Consider the following 19,416-nt stretch of genomic DNA (forward strand, 5'->3'; position numbering starts at 1 on the left):
CCCTTAATTCGTCTCCGATGGCGGGGCGATGCTGACCACCGGCTCGAAGCTGCCCTTCGCTGGGGCCAGCGATTTCGGTTCGCTCGCGTCCATCCGGGAAAGCATCCAGGCCGCGAGGGGAGCCGCCGAGCCGCCTCCGGATTTCGCGCCCTGCACGATCACGCAAATGGCGTATCGGTCCTTTTGCCGGGTCGCGAAACCCGTAAACCAGCCGTTGATATCGGCGACTCGATTTCCGGCGGAATCCATCCGCCAAATCTGCGCGGAGCCGGTCTTGCCCGCGACATCCATCCCGGGCAGCCGTGCCTTGATGGCGGTGCCTCCCGATTCATTGACCGCCCGCCACATGCCGCGCCGCACTCGCTCGATGTCATTCGGCGCAATGCCTGCGTCAGCCACGAGATCGTTGCGAACCTTTGCCGGCTCCACTTTCGCGGGTCGATCCATCGCTTCCCTGCGCTCGATCAGGCGGGGCAGGTAAACCTTGCCGCCGTTCGCGAGGGACGCGGCGACCATCGCTAGCTGCAGCGGCGACGCGAGAGTGTTGCCCATTCCGATGGAGACATTGGCCGTGTATCCCGCACTCCATTTGTCCCTGGGGTTGATTTTCGCTAGCGATTCCGGACTGCCAACCACGCCGGGATTCTCACCACTGATCGGCACGCCGGTCTTTTGGCCAAGGCCGAGCCGCCTGGCCGTGTCCGTCATGGTTTCGATCCCCGCCGCGTTTCCATATTGGTAGAAGTAGAGGTTGCACGAAACTTTCAACGCCTCCTCCATGCCCAGCGTGCCGTGGGTATGACCGCTGCCGTAGACCCAGCATTTCATCAACACATTCCCATAGCTCACACCCCCGTCGCAGGAGAATTGCTTGTCTCCCAGACCGGCGCGCAGTCCCGCCAGGGCGGTCACCGTCTTGTAGGCGGAGCCGGGCGTGTAGCCATTCACCGCGCGATTCAGCAGTGGCGCCGTTTCGTCGTTCACGAGAGCCTTCCATTCCTCGTCCTTGATTGCCGGAAAAAATCGATTCGGATCGAATGACGGCACGGACGCCATTGCGAGAATGTCGCCATTCGCGGGATCGACGATCACTGCCGCGCCGCGCGCCACCTTGCGCAACGCTTCCTCCGCCGCCATCTGCGCCCGCGCATCGATCGTCAACACCACCACTTCCCCTGGCTTGGGCAGGCGATCCCGATCGAGATTCCAAAGCAGGCTCGCCGCAAAAGCCCCCAGCGGGTAGCTCGCCAAAGGCCGCTGGTTTTCCCGAGGCCAATACTCCGCCAGCAGCACGCCGTTCCGATCAACGATCCTGCCGACGCCGGGCTCGGGCCGGATATCCGGCGTGACCGCGCGCGTGAGAAACGTCACCGCGAGCACCGCGGCGGGAATCGCCCCGATGCGCCACCAGCGGCGCGCGCCCGTCGAGAATCCGGCGATCCATTGGATACGGCGGCGCAGCTCGCTCCGGCTCTCGAAGATTCCGAGCGCCTCGGCGCCGCTGGGCGTGAAGCCGGTCGACAGCCTCAGCAGGGCCTCGCCATAAGTTCCACGCTGCGTTTCGCCCGACCGTTTGAGCACCCATTCGTCGCAGGCCAGCTCCCGGTCCGCGCGGATGCGGCGAAACGCGAACCAAAGAACGGGATTGAACCAATGCACGGCGCGCAGCACGGCCAGCAGCATATTGAGATGCACGTCTCCGCGCACCCAGTGGCCCAGCTCATGAAGAAGAATAAGGCGGATTTCTTCGTCGTCGAACGCACGCGTAAACCCCTCCGGCAGCAGCATGTGTGGACAGAACATCCCGGCGACAGCAGGCCCTTCCTGGCCCGGCATCTGCACCAATCTTACCCGTGCTCGTATTCCCAGCCTGGCGCGGCACTCCTCCAGCATATCGCGCAGCCGTTCGTCTTCCGGCTCCCGCAGCCGCTTCAAACGGCGGCGGAACTCGCGATTTTCCCGCACCAGGATGGCCAGCATGACGACTGCGACCAGCCCCCAGATCACTGCGAAGGCTTCCTTCCAATGGATTGCGACCGGCACGACGCCTGTCTCCTCGGCCATTTTCGCCGGGGGTTCCGGCTCGGGGTGAAAGGTCTCGAACGGGCCGGGACCGACCCGAATTTCCGGGATCGAAACAGGCGGCGCCGGCGTGAACCAGTTGAAGACGCTGAGGCGGCTTTCCGGCAGCGCCGGCAGCACCAGCAGAGCAAGCAAAGGCAGCCAGAGCGCGTGCCGCCAGACGGCCGGCAGCCATCGGAGCAAGGCCAGCTGCACCAGCAGGATCAGCCCCACCAGCAGGGACGCCTGCCAGGAGCGCTCGATGATCCAGTCGAAACAAGAGACGAGCGCGTTCATTTCTGCCCTTCCCGCTCGCTCAGGATGCGCTTCAACTCGCGAATCTCCTCCTTTGTGAGATCCGCCTTCGTCGCGAAGTGCACGAGCAGCGGCTTCCCGGCTCCACCGAACACGCGATTCAGAAACGACTCGCTCTCGCTATGGACGCACTGCTCGCGCCGGACGAGCGGATGGTAGAGATAGCGATTCCCGTCCGGCTTCGAGGCCAGGGCGCCCTTCTTGACCAGCCGCGCGAGCAGGGTGCGGATCGTCTGGTGCTTCCATTTCATGCGCTGCGCGAGGCGTTCGATGATCTCCGCCGCGGCCACCGGGGCCGACTCCCATGCAATCTCCATCACGCTCCACTCGGACTCCGAGATTTTCGGTGGATTCTTCATAGCGCCGCACAAATGACTACATATGTAGTCAATGTCAACCACAAATGTAGTCACTAGGCTAATACGCCTAGATGTAACTGGCACGCAGTAGCTCCGCCGCGCGCTCGTCGAGCAGTTCTCGGGCGCGGATCTCGTGGAAACGGTCCACGAGGTCCTCGGGGCGCAAGCGGCGCTTGTCGGCGCCGCGAATGTCGTGGGCGACCTGTCCTTTGTGCAGCATCACGATGCGGCCGCCGAGATTCACGGCCTGCTGCATCGAGTGCGTCACCATGAGCGTCGTGAGCTTTTCGCGGCCCACGACTTCCTCGGTAAGCTGGATCACCTGGTCCGCGCTTTTCGGATCGAGCGCGGCGGTGTGCTCGTCGAGCAGCAGCAGCTTGGGCTTGAGCCAGGTCGCCATGAGGAGCGTGAGCGCCTGGCGCTGCCCGCCGGAGAGCGAACCGATGGCGTTGTCGAGACGGTCCTCGAGCCCCATGCGCAACGTGGCGATGCGGGCCCGCAGCTCGTCCATGAGCCGGCGATTCAACGCCCAGCCCAGCCCGCGGCCGAGCCCGCGGCGCGAGGCGAGGGCGAAGTTTTCCGCGATGGAGAGATTCGGCGCGGTGCCGCTGAAAGGATTCTGGAAAACTCGGCCAATCAGCGCGGCGCGCCGATGCTCGGGCAGCCGCGTGATGTCGACGCCGGCGAGTCGCAGCGAACCGGAATCGACGTAGAACGAGCCGGCCACGGCATTGAGCAGCGTGGACTTGCCCGAACCGTTCATCCCAAGAAGCTGCACGAACGAGCCCTCCTCGACCTCGAGATCGATGCCCTGCAAAGCGCGCACTTCGTTCACGGTGCCGGCGTTGAAGGTTTTGCGAATGTTTTTGAGGGAAAGCATCAGTTTTACAGGAGGGAACAGAGGAAACGGAGAAGGTTATTCATTCGCTCCGGGTAACATCATGCGGTGAACACCGTCGACCAGCTTGGCCGTTCGAAAGTTGATCAACAACCCAATCGGCACATCGACCAACTTCATGTAGCTTAAAAGCTGCGCCTTATGGATGGGAGCGATCGCCTCGACGGATTTCAATTCGAGCAGCACACATCCTTCAACGAGAAGATCGAATCTCAGGGCTTCTTCAAATACGAGGCCTTTGTATTCGACCCGAACAGCTTGCTGACTGAGCACCGCTCGATTGCGGAGTTCGAGTTCGCGCTGCATGCATTTTTCGTAAATCGATTCGATCAATCCCGGCCCTTTCAATCGATGAACCTCTATCGCTGCGCCGATGAGATCTTCGGTCAACGAATTCGCCTTCAGAAAAAGCGGATGCATGCCTTTCCTCCCTTCTCTCCGTTGCCTCCTGTAAAACTCATGCCGTCCTCCGCTTCATTTTTGCGATCAATCCCGGCAGCACGAGCGCGGCGAAGACGAAGATCGCGGTGATGAGCTTGAGGTCGTTCGGATTCAGGCCCGCGCGCAGGGCGATTGCGACGAGTTCGCGGAAGAGCACCGAGCCGAAGATCGCGCCGGTCAGCGTCAGCCCGAGGCTGCGCGTGCCTCCGGTCAGCGCCTCGCCGATGATCACGCTCGCGAGTCCCCACACCACCATGCCGATGCCCATCTGCGCGTCGGCGAAGCCCTGATATTGGGCGAGCAGCGCGCCGGAGAGGGCGATGAGTCCATTCGCCAGCGCGAGGCCGAAGATGCGATAGCCCTCCACGTTCGCGCCGAGCGCGCGGACCATCTGCGCATTGTCGCCGGTCGCGCGCATCGCGGTGCCAATTTCGGTGCGGAAGAAAAAGTAAACCGCCAGCGCCGCCAGAACCGCGCACAGCAGCGCACCGGCCAGCATGCTCAGGTCCGCGGCCGTCACCGCCCATCCGAAAAGATTCACCCGCTCGACTCCGAGCAGCTTTTCGCCGAGCGCGCCGGCTTCGCTCGCGAGCGTGCGATCAGCCATGAGCGGCACGTTGCTCTTGCCCATGATGCGCAGGTTTACCGAGTAGAGCGCGGTCATCACGAGGATACCGGAGAGCAGTGCGTCGATGCGGAACTTCGTGTTGATCACGCCCGTGAGCGACCCGGCGAGGAAGCCTGCGACGAGTGCGGCGAGCGTGGCGAGCGACGGCGGCCAACCCATGACGATGAGCGTGGCCGCGACGGCGGCGCCGAGCGTGATCGAGCCGTCGGTGGTGATGTCCGGCACCGAGAAGATGCGGAACGACACCATCACGCCCATCGCAAGGAGCGACAGGATGAGGCCGATGGTGAGGGCGCCGAGGAGAAGGGTCATGGCGTGCCGGAAACAGGCGCGACCCAGCAGGCGCCGCGCAGGAATTCGCTGTCGCCGCTGCCCTCGGGGTCGCGGGTGTCGTTGAGGAGGTGAAGCACGGCCTGCAGTCCGCCAGCCTCGAAGATCTCCCGCACAGTCTCGTCGAGAACGATGGAGCCTTTGCGGATGGGACGGTAGGGGAAGACGGCGGCATGCACATGGGCCTTCACCGTGCCGTCGGAATCGACCGAACGCAGATGAGCATCCCATTCGGTGCCCGGCCGGGCCACGACGCCGGCGGCCAGGCACACGCTGTCTCGGAAGGACCGTTCGCTTGTGAAATTCAAGCGGTCGCGGATTTCCGGGAAGCCAAACGGATCGCGCACCAATCCCGACGGCGGCTGCCGCAGCGCTGCGCCCACGAGTCCCGCGACTTCCGCCGCCAGCACGAAGGCCGCGGCCGGCGCGCCGGAGTTTTCCAGCATCGCGGCGCAGACTTCCGCCAACGGCACGCCGCGGCATTCCGGCCGCACCTCGAAGCGCAGCAGCAAGCCCGGATCGCCCTCGGCTACGAGCCCGCTCGCCAGCCAGCCCGACGGCACATACGCCTGCTCGGCGAGCAGGAAGTCGGGCCGAAGCGCGCCATTGGTGGGCAGATGCGCCACGCAACCGGCCATGCAGAGCATTTCACCGAGGTTTGCCATCGCTTTCTCCCGCGTCTCCGCCAGGGCGCCCACGCCGAGACCGAAGCGCGGGCGGACAAAGTCGATCTTCTCCCCGCCGGAAACATCGAACGCGCCCTCGCCAATGGCACGAAGCCGCACCGGCACCGCCGATCCATGGCTTTGCCATTTTGCCGACGCGCTCTCGAAACTGCGCACCTCCCTGGCCGCACCGACAACCGGCGCCGGCGCGGCAAGCAGCACGCCGAGACCCGACAATTCGATGACCTTGGCCACGCCGGGCTGGGCGTTGCGCAGGGAGAAGGCTCCCTTGATTGCGAGCAACTGCTTGTAGCCGGAAATGACGACGCGCAGCCCCGCGGAGCTGATGTAATCGACGCCGGCGAAATCCATCACGATGCTATGCTCGCCGCCGCGAATCGCCGACTCCAGCGCGGCCTGCACGGGCTCGGCCCAGGCCGCATCGAGGCGGCCGTTGAGCGTGAGCACGAGCGAATCGTTTTCGTGAGCGCGGTGAATTTCCATCACTAGGGGCGGATCACGGTTTCCATTTCGTCGAGGTAGCCCTGCGGGAGCACGAGGCCGTTCTTCGCGGCATTCGGCAGGCTGGCTTTTTTGACCACGTGCGGCGAGAGCAGGAACGGGATTTTCGCGGGACTCTCGCCGTCCATCACGCGCAGGACCATCTTCGCGGTCTGCAAGCCGCACTCGTGATAATCGCGGCCGAAGGACACCGGCGCACCAAGCTCGGTGGTGGTGCTGTTGAGCGAGAAGAGCGGCTTTTGCGTCTGGTTCGCCGCGCGCGCGATGGCGGTAAAGCCCGCGCTGGTGATGTTGTCGGAAATCTGGACGATCGCGTCGATGGGCCTCCCTGCCAGCGACATCGCGGCGTCGGGCAGCTCGGTGGGCGTGCTCACGGCCACGGTCTCGACCTCGAAGCCCCGGTCGCGCGCATGCGCGACGAAGGTATCCTTGAGATCGACGGAGTTCGCCTCGGCGGGGCAGAAGAGCGTGCCGAGGCGGCGGTATTGCGGGAAGTGCTTGCGCAGCAAGTCGAGCATCTCGTCGGTGGGCGCGAGCACGGACACGCCGGTGACATTCGGGAGGTGATCGTCGAAGGATTTTCCAGCGCCGACGATGACGGGATTCGCGATGAGCGTAAAAATCACCGGGCGATCCTTCACCTTGCGGATGGCCGCCTGGAGCGACGGCGTCGAGATGGGAATGATGATGTCAGCACCATCGGTGAGCGCGGCATCGACGAGGCTGTTGAGCGTGCCCACGTCGCCCTGGGCATTGAGCAGCTTGAACGTGTAGTCGCGACCCTCGACGAGCGGCCATTTCGCCATGCCCTCGCGCAATCCGGCAACAGCCTCTTCGGCCGGGGGCGACTCGGTATACATGATCGCGTAAAGCTTCCACGGATGATCGCGGCGCAGCTTCGGCGCCGGTTCGGCGACGGCTTTGGCCGCCAGGCCGGGCCGCTCTTTTCCGTCGGGCGCGATGATGAGCTTGGCCCGCTGGCGCACGCTTTCGGGCAGCCTCCAGCCGTTCTTTGCGAGTTCGGCGAGCGCCTGCTCGTTGATGATCACGGACTCGGGCAGATAATTGACGATCTCGACCTTCGCCGGATCGAGGCCGTCGAGGACGTCCGCCGCGAGCTCGCCCGCGTGCCGGCCGACCTCGTAATAATCGGCGCCAATGTCGAACAGCGCCCCCTTGCGCGCATTCGGCGGGATCACGCTGAACACGGCGACGCCATTCTTGTTCGCCGCGGCGATGAGCTGGTCGGCGCCGACCATCACCATCACGTCGCCGGGCAGGAAGATCGCCTCGACACCGCGCGCCACCAGCGCCGCGGCCGCCTCGCCCACGCCGGCGGAGGAATCGATCGTCGCCTCCATGAGCTCGATGCCGAGACTGGCGCACACCTTGCGCGCGATTTCGATCTGCGCTTCGGAATTGGCCTCCGCCGCATTCCACACCACGCCGACCCGCTTGAGATCGGGCTTCATCGCGCGGGCGATCTTGAAGGCCGGCTCGACCGGTTGCATCGTGCCGAAGCCGGCCATCCAGGCGGGATGATCGAGCGGGTTCTCGCGGGAAAGTCCCACGCCCGCCGCCCACGGATCACTCACCACGCCGAAGACATGCCGCTTTTGCGTGGTCTTGTTGGCATTCGCCACCGATTGCAGCGCCAGCGTGCTGACCGTGATCAGCAGGTCGGCGTCGCCATTCGCCATGTCGCGGGCAATCGCGGCGCCCGTGGCGGTGTCGCCTTCGGCGTTGGACTTCTTCAACTGCATCGTCTGTCCATCCACGAACCCGCGGTCGCCCAGCGCATCGACCACCCCGCGCACCGCATCGTCGAGCACGGCCTGCGAGGCAGGCTGCGTGAGCGAGATCTTCACCGGTCGATCGCGGTCCTGAGCTTTCTTTGCGGCGCTTTTTCTCGATCCGAGATCAGAGACAAGCAGCAAGGCCGCCGCGCCCAGAATGAGCGCGAGACCAAGAGCAAGACGGCGGCAGACTTCCAGCATTCCGGGAAAAGGCGGAAGCTAGTGATCCGCTGCGAGAGTGGCAAGGCGCGCCCGAAGCTCCGCGATGATGCTCCCCAGCCGGCTGCGAGCGATTTCCGTCGAGAAATGCCGGTGCCCGATCTCGAAATTTTCCCACGCCCACGCCGCCTGTAGCGACGGACTATCGAGCACCTGCCGCACGCGCGCCACGACCTCGTCAGTGATCTTTCCCTCCATTTCAATGGCCTTCAGCCCGGTCGGTGCAATGTCGCTGTCATAGACCGGATAGCGGTTCACCAGCACCGGACGGCCGAAATACACCGCCTCGAGCAGCGCATTGCCGAAGCCCTCCCACGACGACGGATACGTCACGAAATCCGCGTGCGGGTAGACGTCGGCCAGCGTGTAGATCCGGCGACCATCCGCAGCCACTCCGCGCGTCTGCCCGATCCGCCCCGAGAGGAAAATCGCCCGAATGCCCGCGGCGGCGATGCCCGCCTCGACCTCGCGCAGCGCCTCCAGTCCTTCGTCGCCGGCCGGATGGGTGAGCACGAGCACGGCGCGGCGATCCGCCAGTCGCCGCACCAGCTCGATGCTGTGCTCGATGCCCTTGCGCGCAATGATCCGCGTGGGCTGCAGCACCAGCGTCTCGTCGGCGGCGACTCCGATATCCGCGCGAAAGCCCCGCGCGTAGTCATCCGGCTCCGGTAGCGGCACGTCGAAATCGAGCACGTTGGGCACGATCGTCGCAGCGATTCCGAACCGCTCGGCGAACGCATCGCGTTGCCGCGAATTAATGACCACGTGCGCCATGCCGGGCAGGCGCGCGGGAAACGCCTCATCGAGCCAGTCCGCGCAGGCATTCACCGCGAACCGCTCGCGTTCCCAATGAAAATCGTGATGGTGCGCGATCGTCGGCAGGCCGGTCTCCGCGATCAGGTCGGCGATCGCGAGGCCGAGCGGCACGTGCATCGGAATCGCGAGCGCGTTCTGAATGACGAGCAGATCGACTCCGAATCGCTCGACGAACGCGCGAAGCTCCGCCGCGAGGCGGCCGCGCATTTCCTCGACGCGACGCGTCGTTTCCGGGGTCCGCGTCGTCACTCCGAAGAGCTCGGCCTGAATTTCCAGCACCGCGGGGTGATTGAAAAACGCCTCCGGCGCGAGATGGCTGATGGCCGGCGGCGTCTCGAGCTGGCCCGCGGACCAGAAGCACTCCGCGCCGCGCTCCGCGAACATCCGCGCCCATTTGCCCGCCTCGAAACTCACGCCATCCGTGCCCGCGAAGCGCGTGGATACGAAGCCGATGCGGCGGAAGGCGGGATTCATCGGCGGTGATCCTTGCGGATTGAGCTTCCGCAGGCAAAGCCGTATCCCATGGCGAGCGCATGTCCGACTTCTTCCAGACCGGCTCCGTCGCCACGCTCCACCGCCTCGGCGAGCCGGATGTCGCGCGGCTCGAGCGCGAGCTCACCGCCTTCTCCGCCGAGCGGCCCATCGCGCTCGCCCTGCCCTGCCACGTCCGCGAGATCGGCACCCCGGCATTGGAGAACATCCTCCGCCACCTGCGCGAAGTCCCCTACCTCGCCGAGATCGTCGTCGGCCTCGACGGCGCGGACGCCGCCGGCTTCCGCCAGGCCCGCCGCGCCTTCCGTGATTTCGAGATTCCCGTCCGTATCCTCTGGAACGACGGCCCTCGGCTGAAAAAACTCATCGCCCGGCTCCAGGCCGGCGGCCTTGCACCCGGCGAGCCCGGCAAGGGCCGCAACCTCTGGCTCTGCTTCGGCGCGCTGCTCGCCGGCGACCGCGCCCGCGTCGTTGCCGTGCACGACGCCGACATCCTCACCTACGACCGCGGGTTCCTTGCCCGGCTCTGCTACCCGGTCGCCAATCCCACGCTCGGCTTCGATTTCGCGAAGGGCTACAGCGCCCGCTTCTCCGACCGCCTGCACGGCCGCGTCACCCGGCTGCTCTTCACCCCGCTCGTCCGCGCACTGCAGACCATCCTCGGTCCGCACCCGTTCCTGAGCTACCTCGATGCCTTCCGCTACGCGCTCTCCGGCGAGATGTGCATCGATGCCGAAATCCTGCGCCGCATGCGCATGCCTGCCGACTGGGGCGTGGAAGTCGCCATCATCTCGGAGATGTTTCGCGTCGTCGCGCCGAAGGCCGTCTGCCAGGTCGATGTCGCCGAGCGCTACGACCACCGGCACCACCCCATTCGCTCCCGCGCCGGCCGCCACGGGCTCGAGCGCACCGCCACCGATGTCGCCCGCTGCGTCTTCAGCACCCTTGCGCTCCAAGGCGTCGCCCTCAGCCGCGCGCACTTCGACACCCTGCTCGCCGTGTATCTGCGCACCGCCGAGGACGCCATCCGCCACCACTCCGCCGACGCGGAACTCAATGGCCTCGCCCTCGACCGCCACGAGGAGGAAGGCATCGCCGCCCTCTTCGTGAAGAGCCTCCGCGCCGCCGCCGACGATTACCTCGCCGACCCGCTCGGCGCGCCGCTCATCCCGAATTGGAACCGCGTCGAGTCCGCCTGGCCCGGTTTCTTTGGGGAACTCCGCGCCGCCGTGGAGCGGGACAACGGCTGATCTCCCGCAACGACGGCGCCCCGCCGTATGTCTTTCGTGCCTCCGGGTGAGGAGTTACCTCACCGGGTGATTCGGAACACTGCGGCCATCGTGACATTCGGCAAATTGCCGCCGGGATACGTGATGACGAGAGCGTCTGGCTCCTGCTTCCACTTGAGGGAACCGGTGTCGCCGAGCAGCGTCACGGATTTGATCGCCTTCACGTCGGGCGAAGCGGAGCCGAGCGACTTGATGCGGAGTTCCGTGCCAGCTTTCGGCACGGTCATGCAGAATGCGTAGAGCGCGCCATCCTTGCCCACGGTGAAGCGAAAATCCTCGGGCCCGAACGGGAAGTCCGCCTGCGCTCTGCCGAGCGCCCCGCCAGGCAGCTTCCTTGGGGGGCCGCCAGGGCCCTCGCCCAGCACCTTCCAGGCGTGGCTGCCGTAGATGCCGGCGCCGTTCACGCGCATCCACGCACCGACGTCCTCTAGCATCTTGCGGCTGCCATCATCGATCGAGCCATCGGGCAGCAGCGAGATGCAAATGGCCGCGCTCCCATCGCGGGAGCACGCTTCGATGATGTTGCGAATCATGGACTTCGGCTCGTGGGCCAGGCCGGGCCGGTAGAACCAGTCGCCCACCTGGGCCTCGGCGATCCATGCCTGGTCGGTCTTGATGCCGTCGGGCAGACCGCTCTCGGTGGTGTTCACCGTGCCGTTCGTCTTGTCGCGGAATTTGACGATGCTGAAGACATCGACCTTGCCGCGGGTCTTCAGCGTGTAGTTGTAGAAATCGGCGATGACGCGCTGCATGGCGTCAGCCTTGAGGCCGGTGCCCGTGCCCGTGCCGGTGAAGGGCCCCTGGGTGGTGCCGTCGGTGTAGATGAAGTCGGGATTGTAATGGTGGACGACGTCCATCATCCGCAGCGCCCACCATTTCGCATACCACTTCGCATAGTCGAGGTGGCGGGAGAAAATGCCGGGCGTCGGCGGGGCCCATGCGGAATGCGCCGCGGAGTCCACGCTCCTGTATTCGCGGAGGTCCACGCCGTAGAGCATGCGCGGATCGAGGCCCTGCCACCATTTGCCCTTGCCATCGGCGAGCGTGAGATGGCCGTCATACGGCACGCCGGCCTTCGGCCCCTCCTTGTCGCTGCTGTGGGCCGCCTGCCCCCACCACCAGGAATATTCGTGGTGGAAGGACACGCCGTAGCGGAGGCCGGCGGCCTTCGCGGCCTTCGTCCATTCGCCGAGAAGATCGCGTTTCGGGCCGAGGTTCACGGCGTTCCACGGTTGGTATTGGGAATTCCAGAGATCGAACTGGTCGTGGTGGACGCCCTGGATGATGAGATAACGGGCGCCGGCGTCCTTGTAGAGCGCGACGAGTTTCGCCGGGTCGAGCTTGTCGGGATTCCAGACGCGGAGGACGTCCTTGTAGCCGGTTTCGGAAGGATGGCCGAAATCCTTGAGGTGGTTCTTGTAGGCCGGCGTGCCAGGAATGTAGAGCCGGCGCGCATACCAGTCGCCGCTCTGGCCGGAGGCCTGCGGGCCGAAGTGGACCCAGATGCCGAACTTCGCCTCGCGCAGCCAGTCGGGCGTGCCGGGGTAGTTCTTTTCAATGGACTCCCAGGTCGGCTGGAACGGTCCGCTGGCAATGGGCAGGTCCAGCTTCACCTCGGGGAAGCTCTTCAAGTCGCCCATCGGCACGCTATTGATCGGGGCCGGCGCGGGGATGGGCGGAATCGGGCCCAGCGGCGGCAGGTCAGCGGCGAAGGCGGGCAGCGAAAAGGCCAGGGTCAGGAAAAGGAGGGCGGTGGGTTGCGGTCGAGTTGTCATGTGTTGATGGGCGGGGCGAAGATCGAGCTTCCCGATTTCGCTCGGATATTTGACCGCATCCAAGGCGCGGGCGCGATAAGTATCCGTTACAGAGAAAAGGGAAAGGCGAACTCCGAGGTCGTCCCAACTGAAAAGCGTAATCGCGCGGCGAAACCGACACGGAAATCATTGGTATCGATTTCCGCCGTCGGGAGCGGCGCGGGGCAGTCCTTCCTCGGGAACGCCGGATCGAAAGGGCGGGACGGCCGGCTCAAGCCAGCCTCACCCCATACGGCACGAGCGGAAGGAAATGCTGTCGGTTTCCCGTGGCGAGTTGCGCTCCGCAGCGGAGGGCAATGGCGGCGATGAGACAGTCCGCCAGCGAGCGGGATCGGCGACCCGTCAGGTTGAAGAGTTCCGCGCCCTTCTCGGCATCCGCCGGCAGGAGCGGCTCCACCTCTGGAAACAACGTCCGCGCCAGCATCCGACCGCCCGCGTCGAGCGGGCCGCAATGAAATTCCGCCCACGCCACGGCCGAAATGCCCAGCGTCTCGTTCGATCCGATCCATCCGCGCAGCAAGCCTTCTTCGGCGGTCCCGGGCTGGAGAGCGCGGACCAGAAAATTCGTATCGAGGTGAAGCATGGCGATTCAACGCCGCGCGTCGCGCACGGCCGCCATCCACTCGTGGCTCGCGCCCGTATCGATAGCGAGCCGGGCCTGCAGAGCCTCGAACGCCGCGAGGCGCGCCGCAACCGACTCGGGAGAAGTGTCGAGCCGGGCCTCGAGATGCGCCCGCAGAATCTCCTGCTCCCGGCGCGGGAGCCGATCCACCGCGGCCTCGATCTCGGCAAGCGTGCTCATACGCGGACCATACCCGCCTTCGCGCTTTGCCGCAAGGTCACCGGACCTTTGAAGGCGGATTAATACCGAGCAAGGGATTCATCTCACGCAGAGACGCCCTGCCGAGACTTCGGCACTGCAGAGGTCGATGGGCGAGGGCGACAAATGCGCGAAGAACCTCCTTTGCCTGTAGCGGCTTCGCCGTGCGAAGCCCCGCCCGGCAAAGCGTCGCGCACAGCACGACGGCTACAAGGCTCAACTACCCATCGGCGGATACTTCTCGAACTTCGGCAGCGCCGGGTCCATGGCATCGCCCGGGAGGGCGTCGCAGGTCCACACGTCCATCTGCGGGCGGAACGTGCTCGGATCATCCATGCTCGCCGCATGGAGGGCGACGATTTGCGGCGCGATGTCGGGCTTGCCAAAGACCGGCCCGCCGCACTCGGGACAAAACGCCCGCCGCGTCATCCCGCCCGCCTCGCTCGCCGACGCATGCCAGCGCGGCTCGCCCTGCAGCACGCGAAACGCCGCCGCCGGCACGATGACCAGCAGCGAATGCCCCCCGCCGGTCGCCCGCTGGCAATCCCGGCAATGGCAATGCAGCATCAGCGCGGGTTCCGCAGTGGATTCGTAGCGAACCGCGCCGCAAGCGCATCCGCCGTTGAGAGGAAGAGTCGTGTTCATGATGTGTGGAGTGGGTTGCGCGGTTCAGGCCGCGAGGAACTTCGCCAGCCGGCCGATCCAGTTTTTCCAGCCCTCGATGTGGCGGTCGCGCCGCGCGACCTCGGTGAATTTCTCGTGCGTGAGCACCAGCTTCGTGCGCCCGTCGACCTCGTGGAATTCCACGGTGAGCCGCGTCTCGCGGCCCTCCAGCTCGCCGTATTCCGCGCCCGCGCCGTCCTTCTCCCAGTCCCACGTCGAGACCACCTTCTCCGGCGGCAGCACCTCGATGTAGCTGCCCGCCGCGGTGAAATACTCGCCCGACTCGTCGCGCATCTGGATGCGAAATTTCCCGCCCGCGCGCAGGTCCATCGTCACAGATTCGATCGTCATCTCGTCGCCCAGGCTCAGCCACTGCTCCATGCGGTCGGGCTCGGTCCACGCCTTCCACACGAGCTCGCGCGGCGCGTCGAATTCACGGCTGATCACGAGCTTGTGGCTCGTCGCCTCGAGGTAATCCCTCAACTCCTCGCCCACGATCGACGTCCAGCCCGCGAGGAAATTCTCGCGATTGAAATCCGGATGCTGCGGGAAGGTCTCCAGCCCCTCGTGCGTGAGCCTGAACCGCGTCTCCTCGCCTTCGGGAGAAAGCTCCATCGTCACGAGCGACTCGCCCGCCTCGCCCTCGTAGCGCCACGTGAAGGCGAGCTTGCGCTGCGGGATCACCTCCGTCACCTCGCAGCGGTGATCGTAGATGCGGCCCGCGTGCTCGACGACGAATTGAAATTTGAACCCGACCTCCGGCCGGAAATCCGGCAGGTCGAAATACCAGACGCGCATGGCGTCCGCGTTGGTGATGGCGTGCCAGACCTGCGAGGCCGGCGCGCGGAAGGTCCGCTCGACGACGAGCGGCGTGAGGATGGGTGTGGTCATGCTTTTTTCTCCTTGGCTTGGATTTGCTGCAAATATTCGTCGAGCCGGTCGAGGCTCCCCTCCCAGAACCGGCGATACTCCTCGATCCAGAGCAGCGCGTTGCGCATCGGCGCCGCCTCCAGCCTGAGCTGGTGCACCCGGCCGTCGCGCCGCCGGCGGATCAACCCCGCGTTCTCCAGCACGCGCAAGTGCTTCGACACCGCCGGCAGCGACATGCGGTGCGGCCGAGCCAGGTCCGTCACGCACCGGTCGCCCTTCGCCAATTCCTCCAGCATGCGTCGGCGCGTCGGATCGGCCAGCGCCGCGAAAGTGCGGTCGAGAAGGCGCGGAGAACATTTAACCATATGGTTAAATGTATCGGAAATTTCCTCGCGTGCGCAATCCTTTTTTCTCATGCCCGCGCCGCGACCGGCCGGCAACGCGTCAGCGCAGCCCCAGCCCACCGCGCGATCAACCCTCCGCCATGCGTCGCGCCAGGCGCGACCGCCCCGGCACTCAGGCGAACTTATGGCCCGGCGGCACTGCGAACCCCACGCTGAAGCGGTTCCAGCTGTTGATCGCCACAATCGCGAGCGTGAGCTTCACCATCTCCTCCTCGCTGAATTCCTCGCGCACCACCTCGAAATCCTCGTCGTCCACCGGCCCGTCGGACAACCGCGTGAGCGCCTCCGTCCAAAGCAGCGCCGCCCGCTCGCGCGGCGTGAAGCACGTCGCCTCGGGCCACACGCACACGAGCGCCAGCCGCTCCTCCTTCTCGCCCGCCTTTCGTGCATCGCGCGAGTGCATGTCCACGCAAAACGCGCAGCCGTTGATCTGCGAAGCTCGCAGCTTCACAAGCTCGTAGAGCGAGGGCTCCAGCCCGGTCGAGCTGGCGGCCTTCTCGAGCGCATACATGGCGTGGATGACGGGTTGCGAGGCTTTCCAATAGGCGAGGCGAGGTTCCGTATTCATGGGGAAAATTCCAATCCCCGCACTGCGCCGAAGCAAGGCTCAATCCGGCCGCCGCCGCGCTCGCTTTCCCGCCTGGGCAGGATCGAGGGCGCGGGATTTTGCGGAAATCCCTTTGCGTGGCGCGGGGGGGGTTTCGTAGGCTGCCGCGCGCGCCCGCTCTCACCCGGAAGGCGCACACACCCACCGACGTCCAGTGAGGCGTCACTCTCTCGCCATGCCCAAAGATTCTTCGATCCGTAAAATTCTCCTCATCGGCTCCGGCCCCATCATCATTGGGCAGGGGTGCGAGTTCGACTACTCCGGCGTCCAGGCCTGCAAGGCCCTGAAGGAGGAAGGCTACCAGGTGGTGCTCGTAAACTCGAATCCGGCGACGATCATGACCGATCCGGAATTCGCGGATCGCACCTACATCGAGCCGATCACCCCGGCCGTCGTCGAAAAGATCCTCGAGCGCGAACGCCCCGACGCCCTGCTGCCCACGCTCGGCGGCCAGACGGCGCTGAATTGCGCGATGGATCTGCACCACTCCGGCGTGCTGGAGAAATATGGCGTGCGGCTGATCGGCGCGAATGCGGAGGCGATCAAGCGCGGCGAGGACCGCCAGCTTTTCAAGGACATCATGCTCGAGATCGGGCTGGACGTTCCGAAATCCGGCACCGCGCACTCGATGGCGGAGGCCCAGGAGGTGGCGGCGCACATCGGCACGATGCCGCTCATCATTCGCCCGGCCTTCACGCTCGGCGGCACGGGCGGCGGCATCGCCTACAATCGCGACGAATTCGAGGAGATCGTGAAACGCGGTCTCGACCTCTCGCCGACGACCGAGGTGCTCATCGAGGAATCGCTGCTCGGCTGGAAGGAATACGAAATGGAAGTCATGCGCGACCGAGCGGACAACTGCGTCGTCATCTGCTCGATCGAGAATTTCGACCCGATGGGCGTGCACACCGGCGACTCGATCACCGTGGCGCCGATCCAGACGCTGACGGACAAGGAATACCAGTGCATGCGCGACGCGTCGTTTGCCGTCATCCGCGCGATCGGCGTGGAAACGGGCGGCTCGAACATCCAGTTCGCCACGCACCCGCAGACGGGCCGCATGATCGTCATCGAAATGAACCCGCGGGTGTCGCGGAGTTCCGCGCTGGCCTCGAAGGCGACCGGCTTCCCGATCGCGAAGATCGCCGCGAAACTCGCGGTGGGCTACACGCTCGACGAGCTCAAGAACGACATCACGCGCGAGACGCCGGCGTGTTTCGAGCCGACGATCGACTACGTCGTCACGAAGATCCCGCGGTTCACGTTCGAGAAATTCCCGCAGGCCGACCCGACGCTCACGACGCAGATGAAGAGCGTGGGCGAGGCGATGGCCATCGGCCGCACGTTCAAGGAGTCGTTCCAGAAGGCGCTGCGCTCGCTGGAGATCGGCCGCTTTGGCTTCGGCAGCGATGGCAAGGACGCGACGTTCGACATTCCCGAGCTCGAGCGCCTGCTGCGCGTGCCCACGGTGGGCCGCGTCTTCGCGATCCACGCCGCGTTCCGCTCCGGCTACAGCGTGGAGAAGATTCACGAGCTGTCGCGGATCGATCCGTGGTTCCTCCACAACCTTCGAGAGATCGCGGACTTCGAATTCACCGGCGACAACTGGCGCAAGGCGAAGAAGCTCGGCTTCAGCGACCGCCAGCTCGGCGTGCTCACGGGCAGGCCCGAGTCGGAGATTCGCAAGGCGCGCAAGGCGGCCGGGGTGCTGCCGACGTATCGCCTCGTCGACACGTGCGCGGCGGAGTTCGAGGCCTACACGCCATATTTTTATTCGACCTACGGCGACGAGGACGAAGCGCGCCCGACCGACAAGAAGAAGGTGATGATCCTCGGCGGCGGGCCAAACCGCATCGGCCAGGGCATCGAGTTCGACTACTGCTGCGTGCACGCCGCCTTCGCGCTCAAGGAAGAGGGCTGGGAGACGATCATGGTGAACTCGAACCCGGAGACGGTTTCGACGGACTACGACACCAGCGACAAGCTGTTCTTCGAGCCGCTCACGCTCGAGGACGTGCTGAACATCTACGAGAACGAGAAATGCGACGCCGTCGTCGTGCAATTCGGCGGGCAGACACCGCTGAACCTCGCCGCCGCGCTCCAGGCGAACGGCTGCAACATCATCGGCACGCAGCCGAAGAGCATCGAGATGGCGGAAGACCGCAAGCACTTCGCCGCGATGCTGGATAAACTGGGCCTCCAGCAGACGCCCGGCGGCACCGCGACGAATGAGGACGAAGCCGTGGCCGTGGCCGCGAAGATCGGCTACCCCGTGCTCGTGCGCCCGAGCTTCGTGCTCGGCGGTCGCGCGATGGAAATCGTCTACAACGAGGACGACCTGCGCGGCTACATCGAGCGTGCCGCCGAGGCCAGCCCCGAGCGCCCGATCCTCGTCGATCGTTTCCTCGAAGACGCCACCGAGGTCGACGTCGATTGCATCGCCGACGGCGAGACGTGCGTGATCGGCGGCATCATGGAGCACATCGAGCAGGCTGGCATTCACTCCGGCGACAGCGCGTGCGTCATTCCCACCTTTTCGCTCACCGAAAAATCGCTTGAGACAATCAAGGCCGCCACGAAAGCAATGGCGAAGGAGCTCGAAGTCCGCGGCCTCATGAACGTCCAGTTCGCCGTGAAGGACGAGCAGGTCTACATCATCGAGGTGAACCCGCGCGCCAGCCGCACGTCCCCCTTCGTCGGCAAGGCCATCGGCGTGCCGCTCCCGAAGCTGGCTGCGAAGATCATGGCCGGCAGGACGCTCAAGGAGCTCGGCTTCACCGAGGAGATCGTGCCCGCGCATTTCTCCGTGAAGGAAGCCGTCTTCCCGTTCATCAAGTTCCCCGGCATCGACATCACGCTCGGGCCGGAGATGCGCTCAACCGGCGAAGTGATGGGCATCGACGGCGACTTCGGCAGCGCCTACGCGAAGGCCCAGATGGCCGCCGCGCCCGCCCTGCCCGACGGCGGCAACGTCTTCATCAGCGTGAAGGACCGCGACAAGGCGGCCGTCGCGCCGATTGCCCGGGAGTTTGCCGACCTCGGTTTCAAGCTCTTCGCCACCGCCGGCACGGCCAGCGTGCTGAAGGAAGCCGGCCTCGAGGCCACCGTGCTCCAGCGCCTGAACGAAGGTCGCCCGACCGCCCTCGACATGATCAAGAACGGCGACATCCACTTCATCGTGAACACACCGAGTGGCGAGCAACCCCGCAAGGACGAGGTCGTGATCCGGAGCGCCGCCGTGGCGAACCGCGTCGCGACGATGACCACCCTGCGCGCCGCCCGAGCCAGCGCCGCCGCGATCCGCGCCATTCGCGAACGCGGCCTCAAGGTCAAGAGCCTGCAGGAATACCACGGGTAGGGGCTTCCGACTCGCCCGATCCGCACGGGCACTCGATGGAGTCTGTGCT

Annotated in this window: 17 protein-coding genes; 2 read left to right on the top strand and 15 right to left on the bottom strand. The window is 65.4% G+C overall.

Features of this window, described 5'->3' with window-relative positions; genetic code table 11:
* Nucleotides 1–3: 3 nt before the first annotated feature.
* The 8 genes from VIM61_15840 to VIM61_15875 all read right to left on the bottom strand — a co-directional run bounded on the left by VIM61_15840 (nucleotide 4) and on the right by VIM61_15875 (nucleotide 9,524).
* Nucleotides 4–2,358, bottom strand: coding sequence for a penicillin-binding transpeptidase domain-containing protein (locus tag VIM61_15840; protein ID HEY8901884.1), 2,355 nt, complete (start codon nucleotides 2,356–2,358; stop codon nucleotides 4–6).
* Nucleotides 2,355–2,735, bottom strand: coding sequence for a BlaI/MecI/CopY family transcriptional regulator (locus VIM61_15845; GenBank protein HEY8901885.1), 381 nt, complete (start codon nucleotides 2,733–2,735; stop codon nucleotides 2,355–2,357). Before VIM61_15845 ends, VIM61_15840 begins: the two co-directional genes overlap by 4 nt.
* A gap of 67 nt (nucleotides 2,736–2,802) precedes the next feature.
* Nucleotides 2,803–3,615: an ATP-binding cassette domain-containing protein gene (locus VIM61_15850; GenBank protein HEY8901886.1), complete on the bottom strand. Its 813-nt coding sequence runs from the start codon at nucleotides 3,613–3,615 to the stop codon at nucleotides 2,803–2,805.
* Nucleotides 3,616–3,651: 36 nt separating this feature from the next.
* Nucleotides 3,652–4,023 (bottom strand): GxxExxY protein, encoded by a 372-nt coding sequence (locus VIM61_15855; GenBank protein HEY8901887.1) that lies wholly within the window; start codon nucleotides 4,021–4,023, stop codon nucleotides 3,652–3,654.
* A 67-nt stretch (nucleotides 4,024–4,090) separates the two neighbouring features.
* Entirely contained in the window at nucleotides 4,091–5,014 is a 924-nt protein-coding gene (locus VIM61_15860) for a hypothetical protein (GenBank protein ID HEY8901888.1), read from the bottom strand.
* Nucleotides 5,011–6,201, bottom strand: coding sequence for an STAS domain-containing protein (locus VIM61_15865; protein ID HEY8901889.1), 1,191 nt, complete (start codon nucleotides 6,199–6,201; stop codon nucleotides 5,011–5,013). The genes VIM61_15860 and VIM61_15865 overlap by 4 nt, the downstream gene beginning before the upstream one ends.
* A 2-nt stretch (nucleotides 6,202–6,203) precedes the next feature.
* Nucleotides 6,204–8,216 carry an ABC transporter substrate-binding protein gene (locus VIM61_15870; protein ID HEY8901890.1) on the bottom strand — a complete coding sequence of 671 codons (2,013 nt, stop codon included), beginning with the start codon at nucleotides 8,214–8,216 and terminating at the stop codon, nucleotides 6,204–6,206.
* Nucleotides 8,217–8,234: 18 nt separating this feature from the next.
* Nucleotides 8,235–9,524, bottom strand: coding sequence for a glycosyltransferase family 4 protein (locus VIM61_15875; GenBank protein HEY8901891.1), 1,290 nt, complete (start codon nucleotides 9,522–9,524; stop codon nucleotides 8,235–8,237).
* A 59-nt stretch (nucleotides 9,525–9,583) separates the two neighbouring features.
* Here VIM61_15875 and VIM61_15880 point away from each other — a divergent pair, with 59 nt between their 5' ends.
* A complete protein-coding gene (locus VIM61_15880) occupies nucleotides 9,584–10,792 on the top strand; it encodes a hypothetical protein (protein HEY8901892.1) in 1,209 nt (402 codons plus the stop codon).
* 59 nt (nucleotides 10,793–10,851) lie between these two features.
* Here VIM61_15880 and VIM61_15885 read toward each other — a convergent pair whose 3' ends face one another.
* The 7 genes from VIM61_15885 to VIM61_15915 form a co-directional block, all read right to left on the bottom strand.
* A complete protein-coding gene (locus tag VIM61_15885) occupies nucleotides 10,852–12,606 on the bottom strand; it encodes an alpha-L-fucosidase (protein ID HEY8901893.1) in 1,755 nt (584 codons plus the stop codon).
* Nucleotides 12,607–12,856: 250 nt separating this feature from the next.
* A complete protein-coding gene (locus tag VIM61_15890) occupies nucleotides 12,857–13,228 on the bottom strand; it encodes a PIN domain-containing protein (GenBank protein HEY8901894.1) in 372 nt (123 codons plus the stop codon).
* Nucleotides 13,229–13,234: 6 nt separating this feature from the next.
* Nucleotides 13,235–13,447, bottom strand: a complete 213-nt coding sequence (locus VIM61_15895) for a hypothetical protein (GenBank protein HEY8901895.1) — start codon at nucleotides 13,445–13,447, stop codon at nucleotides 13,235–13,237.
* A 234-nt stretch (nucleotides 13,448–13,681) separates the two neighbouring features.
* Entirely contained in the window at nucleotides 13,682–14,110 is a 429-nt protein-coding gene (locus VIM61_15900; protein HEY8901896.1) for a GFA family protein, read from the bottom strand.
* A 24-nt stretch (nucleotides 14,111–14,134) separates the two neighbouring features.
* Nucleotides 14,135–15,019 (bottom strand): SRPBCC domain-containing protein, encoded by an 885-nt coding sequence (locus tag VIM61_15905; protein HEY8901897.1) that lies wholly within the window; start codon nucleotides 15,017–15,019, stop codon nucleotides 14,135–14,137.
* Nucleotides 15,016–15,414: a metalloregulator ArsR/SmtB family transcription factor gene (locus tag VIM61_15910; protein HEY8901898.1), complete on the bottom strand. Its 399-nt coding sequence runs from the start codon at nucleotides 15,412–15,414 to the stop codon at nucleotides 15,016–15,018. The genes VIM61_15905 and VIM61_15910 overlap by 4 nt, the downstream gene beginning before the upstream one ends.
* 100 nt (nucleotides 15,415–15,514) lie before the next feature.
* Nucleotides 15,515–15,970: a carboxymuconolactone decarboxylase family protein gene (locus tag VIM61_15915; protein HEY8901899.1), complete on the bottom strand. Its 456-nt coding sequence runs from the start codon at nucleotides 15,968–15,970 to the stop codon at nucleotides 15,515–15,517.
* Between the two features lie 214 nt (nucleotides 15,971–16,184).
* Here VIM61_15915 and carB point away from each other — a divergent pair, with 214 nt between their 5' ends.
* Nucleotides 16,185–19,367, top strand: coding sequence for a carbamoyl-phosphate synthase large subunit (gene carB / locus VIM61_15920; GenBank protein ID HEY8901900.1), 3,183 nt, complete (start codon nucleotides 16,185–16,187; stop codon nucleotides 19,365–19,367).
* Nucleotides 19,368–19,416 lie beyond the last annotated feature (49 nt).

Source organism: Chthoniobacterales bacterium, assembly GCA_036569045.1.
Taxonomy (GTDB): Bacteria; Verrucomicrobiota; Verrucomicrobiia; order Chthoniobacterales; family JAATET01; genus JAATET01.

What these genes read in the sequence shown, in the direction of transcription:
- VIM61_15850 (HEY8901886.1), bottom strand. Translation starts at nt 3,615, where the DNA reads ATGCTTTCCCTCAAAAACATTCGCAAAACCTTCAACGCCGGCACCGTG.
- VIM61_15880 (HEY8901892.1), top strand. Translation starts at nt 9,584, where the DNA reads ATGTCCGACTTCTTCCAGACCGGCTCCGTCGCCACGCTCCACCGCCTC.
- VIM61_15875 (HEY8901891.1), bottom strand. Translation starts at nt 9,524, where the DNA reads ATGAATCCCGCCTTCCGCCGCATCGGCTTCGTATCCACGCGCTTCGCG.
- VIM61_15865 (HEY8901889.1), bottom strand. Translation starts at nt 6,201, where the DNA reads ATGGAAATTCACCGCGCTCACGAAAACGATTCGCTCGTGCTCACGCTC.
- VIM61_15895 (HEY8901895.1), bottom strand. Translation starts at nt 13,447, where the DNA reads ATGAGCACGCTTGCCGAGATCGAGGCCGCGGTGGATCGGCTCCCGCGC.
- VIM61_15910 (HEY8901898.1), bottom strand. Translation starts at nt 15,414, where the DNA reads ATGAGAAAAAAGGATTGCGCACGCGAGGAAATTTCCGATACATTTAAC.
- VIM61_15915 (HEY8901899.1), bottom strand. Translation starts at nt 15,970, where the DNA reads ATGAATACGGAACCTCGCCTCGCCTATTGGAAAGCCTCGCAACCCGTC.
- VIM61_15840 (HEY8901884.1), bottom strand. Translation starts at nt 2,358, where the DNA reads ATGAACGCGCTCGTCTCTTGTTTCGACTGGATCATCGAGCGCTCCTGG.
- VIM61_15905 (HEY8901897.1), bottom strand. Translation starts at nt 15,019, where the DNA reads ATGACCACACCCATCCTCACGCCGCTCGTCGTCGAGCGGACCTTCCGC.
- carB (HEY8901900.1), top strand. Translation starts at nt 16,185, where the DNA reads ATGCCCAAAGATTCTTCGATCCGTAAAATTCTCCTCATCGGCTCCGGC.
- VIM61_15860 (HEY8901888.1), bottom strand. Translation starts at nt 5,014, where the DNA reads ATGACCCTTCTCCTCGGCGCCCTCACCATCGGCCTCATCCTGTCGCTC.
- VIM61_15870 (HEY8901890.1), bottom strand. Translation starts at nt 8,216, where the DNA reads ATGCTGGAAGTCTGCCGCCGTCTTGCTCTTGGTCTCGCGCTCATTCTG.
- VIM61_15900 (HEY8901896.1), bottom strand. Translation starts at nt 14,110, where the DNA reads ATGAACACGACTCTTCCTCTCAACGGCGGATGCGCTTGCGGCGCGGTT.
- VIM61_15885 (HEY8901893.1), bottom strand. Translation starts at nt 12,606, where the DNA reads ATGACAACTCGACCGCAACCCACCGCCCTCCTTTTCCTGACCCTGGCC.
- VIM61_15845 (HEY8901885.1), bottom strand. Translation starts at nt 2,735, where the DNA reads ATGAAGAATCCACCGAAAATCTCGGAGTCCGAGTGGAGCGTGATGGAG.
- VIM61_15890 (HEY8901894.1), bottom strand. Translation starts at nt 13,228, where the DNA reads ATGCTTCACCTCGATACGAATTTTCTGGTCCGCGCTCTCCAGCCCGGG.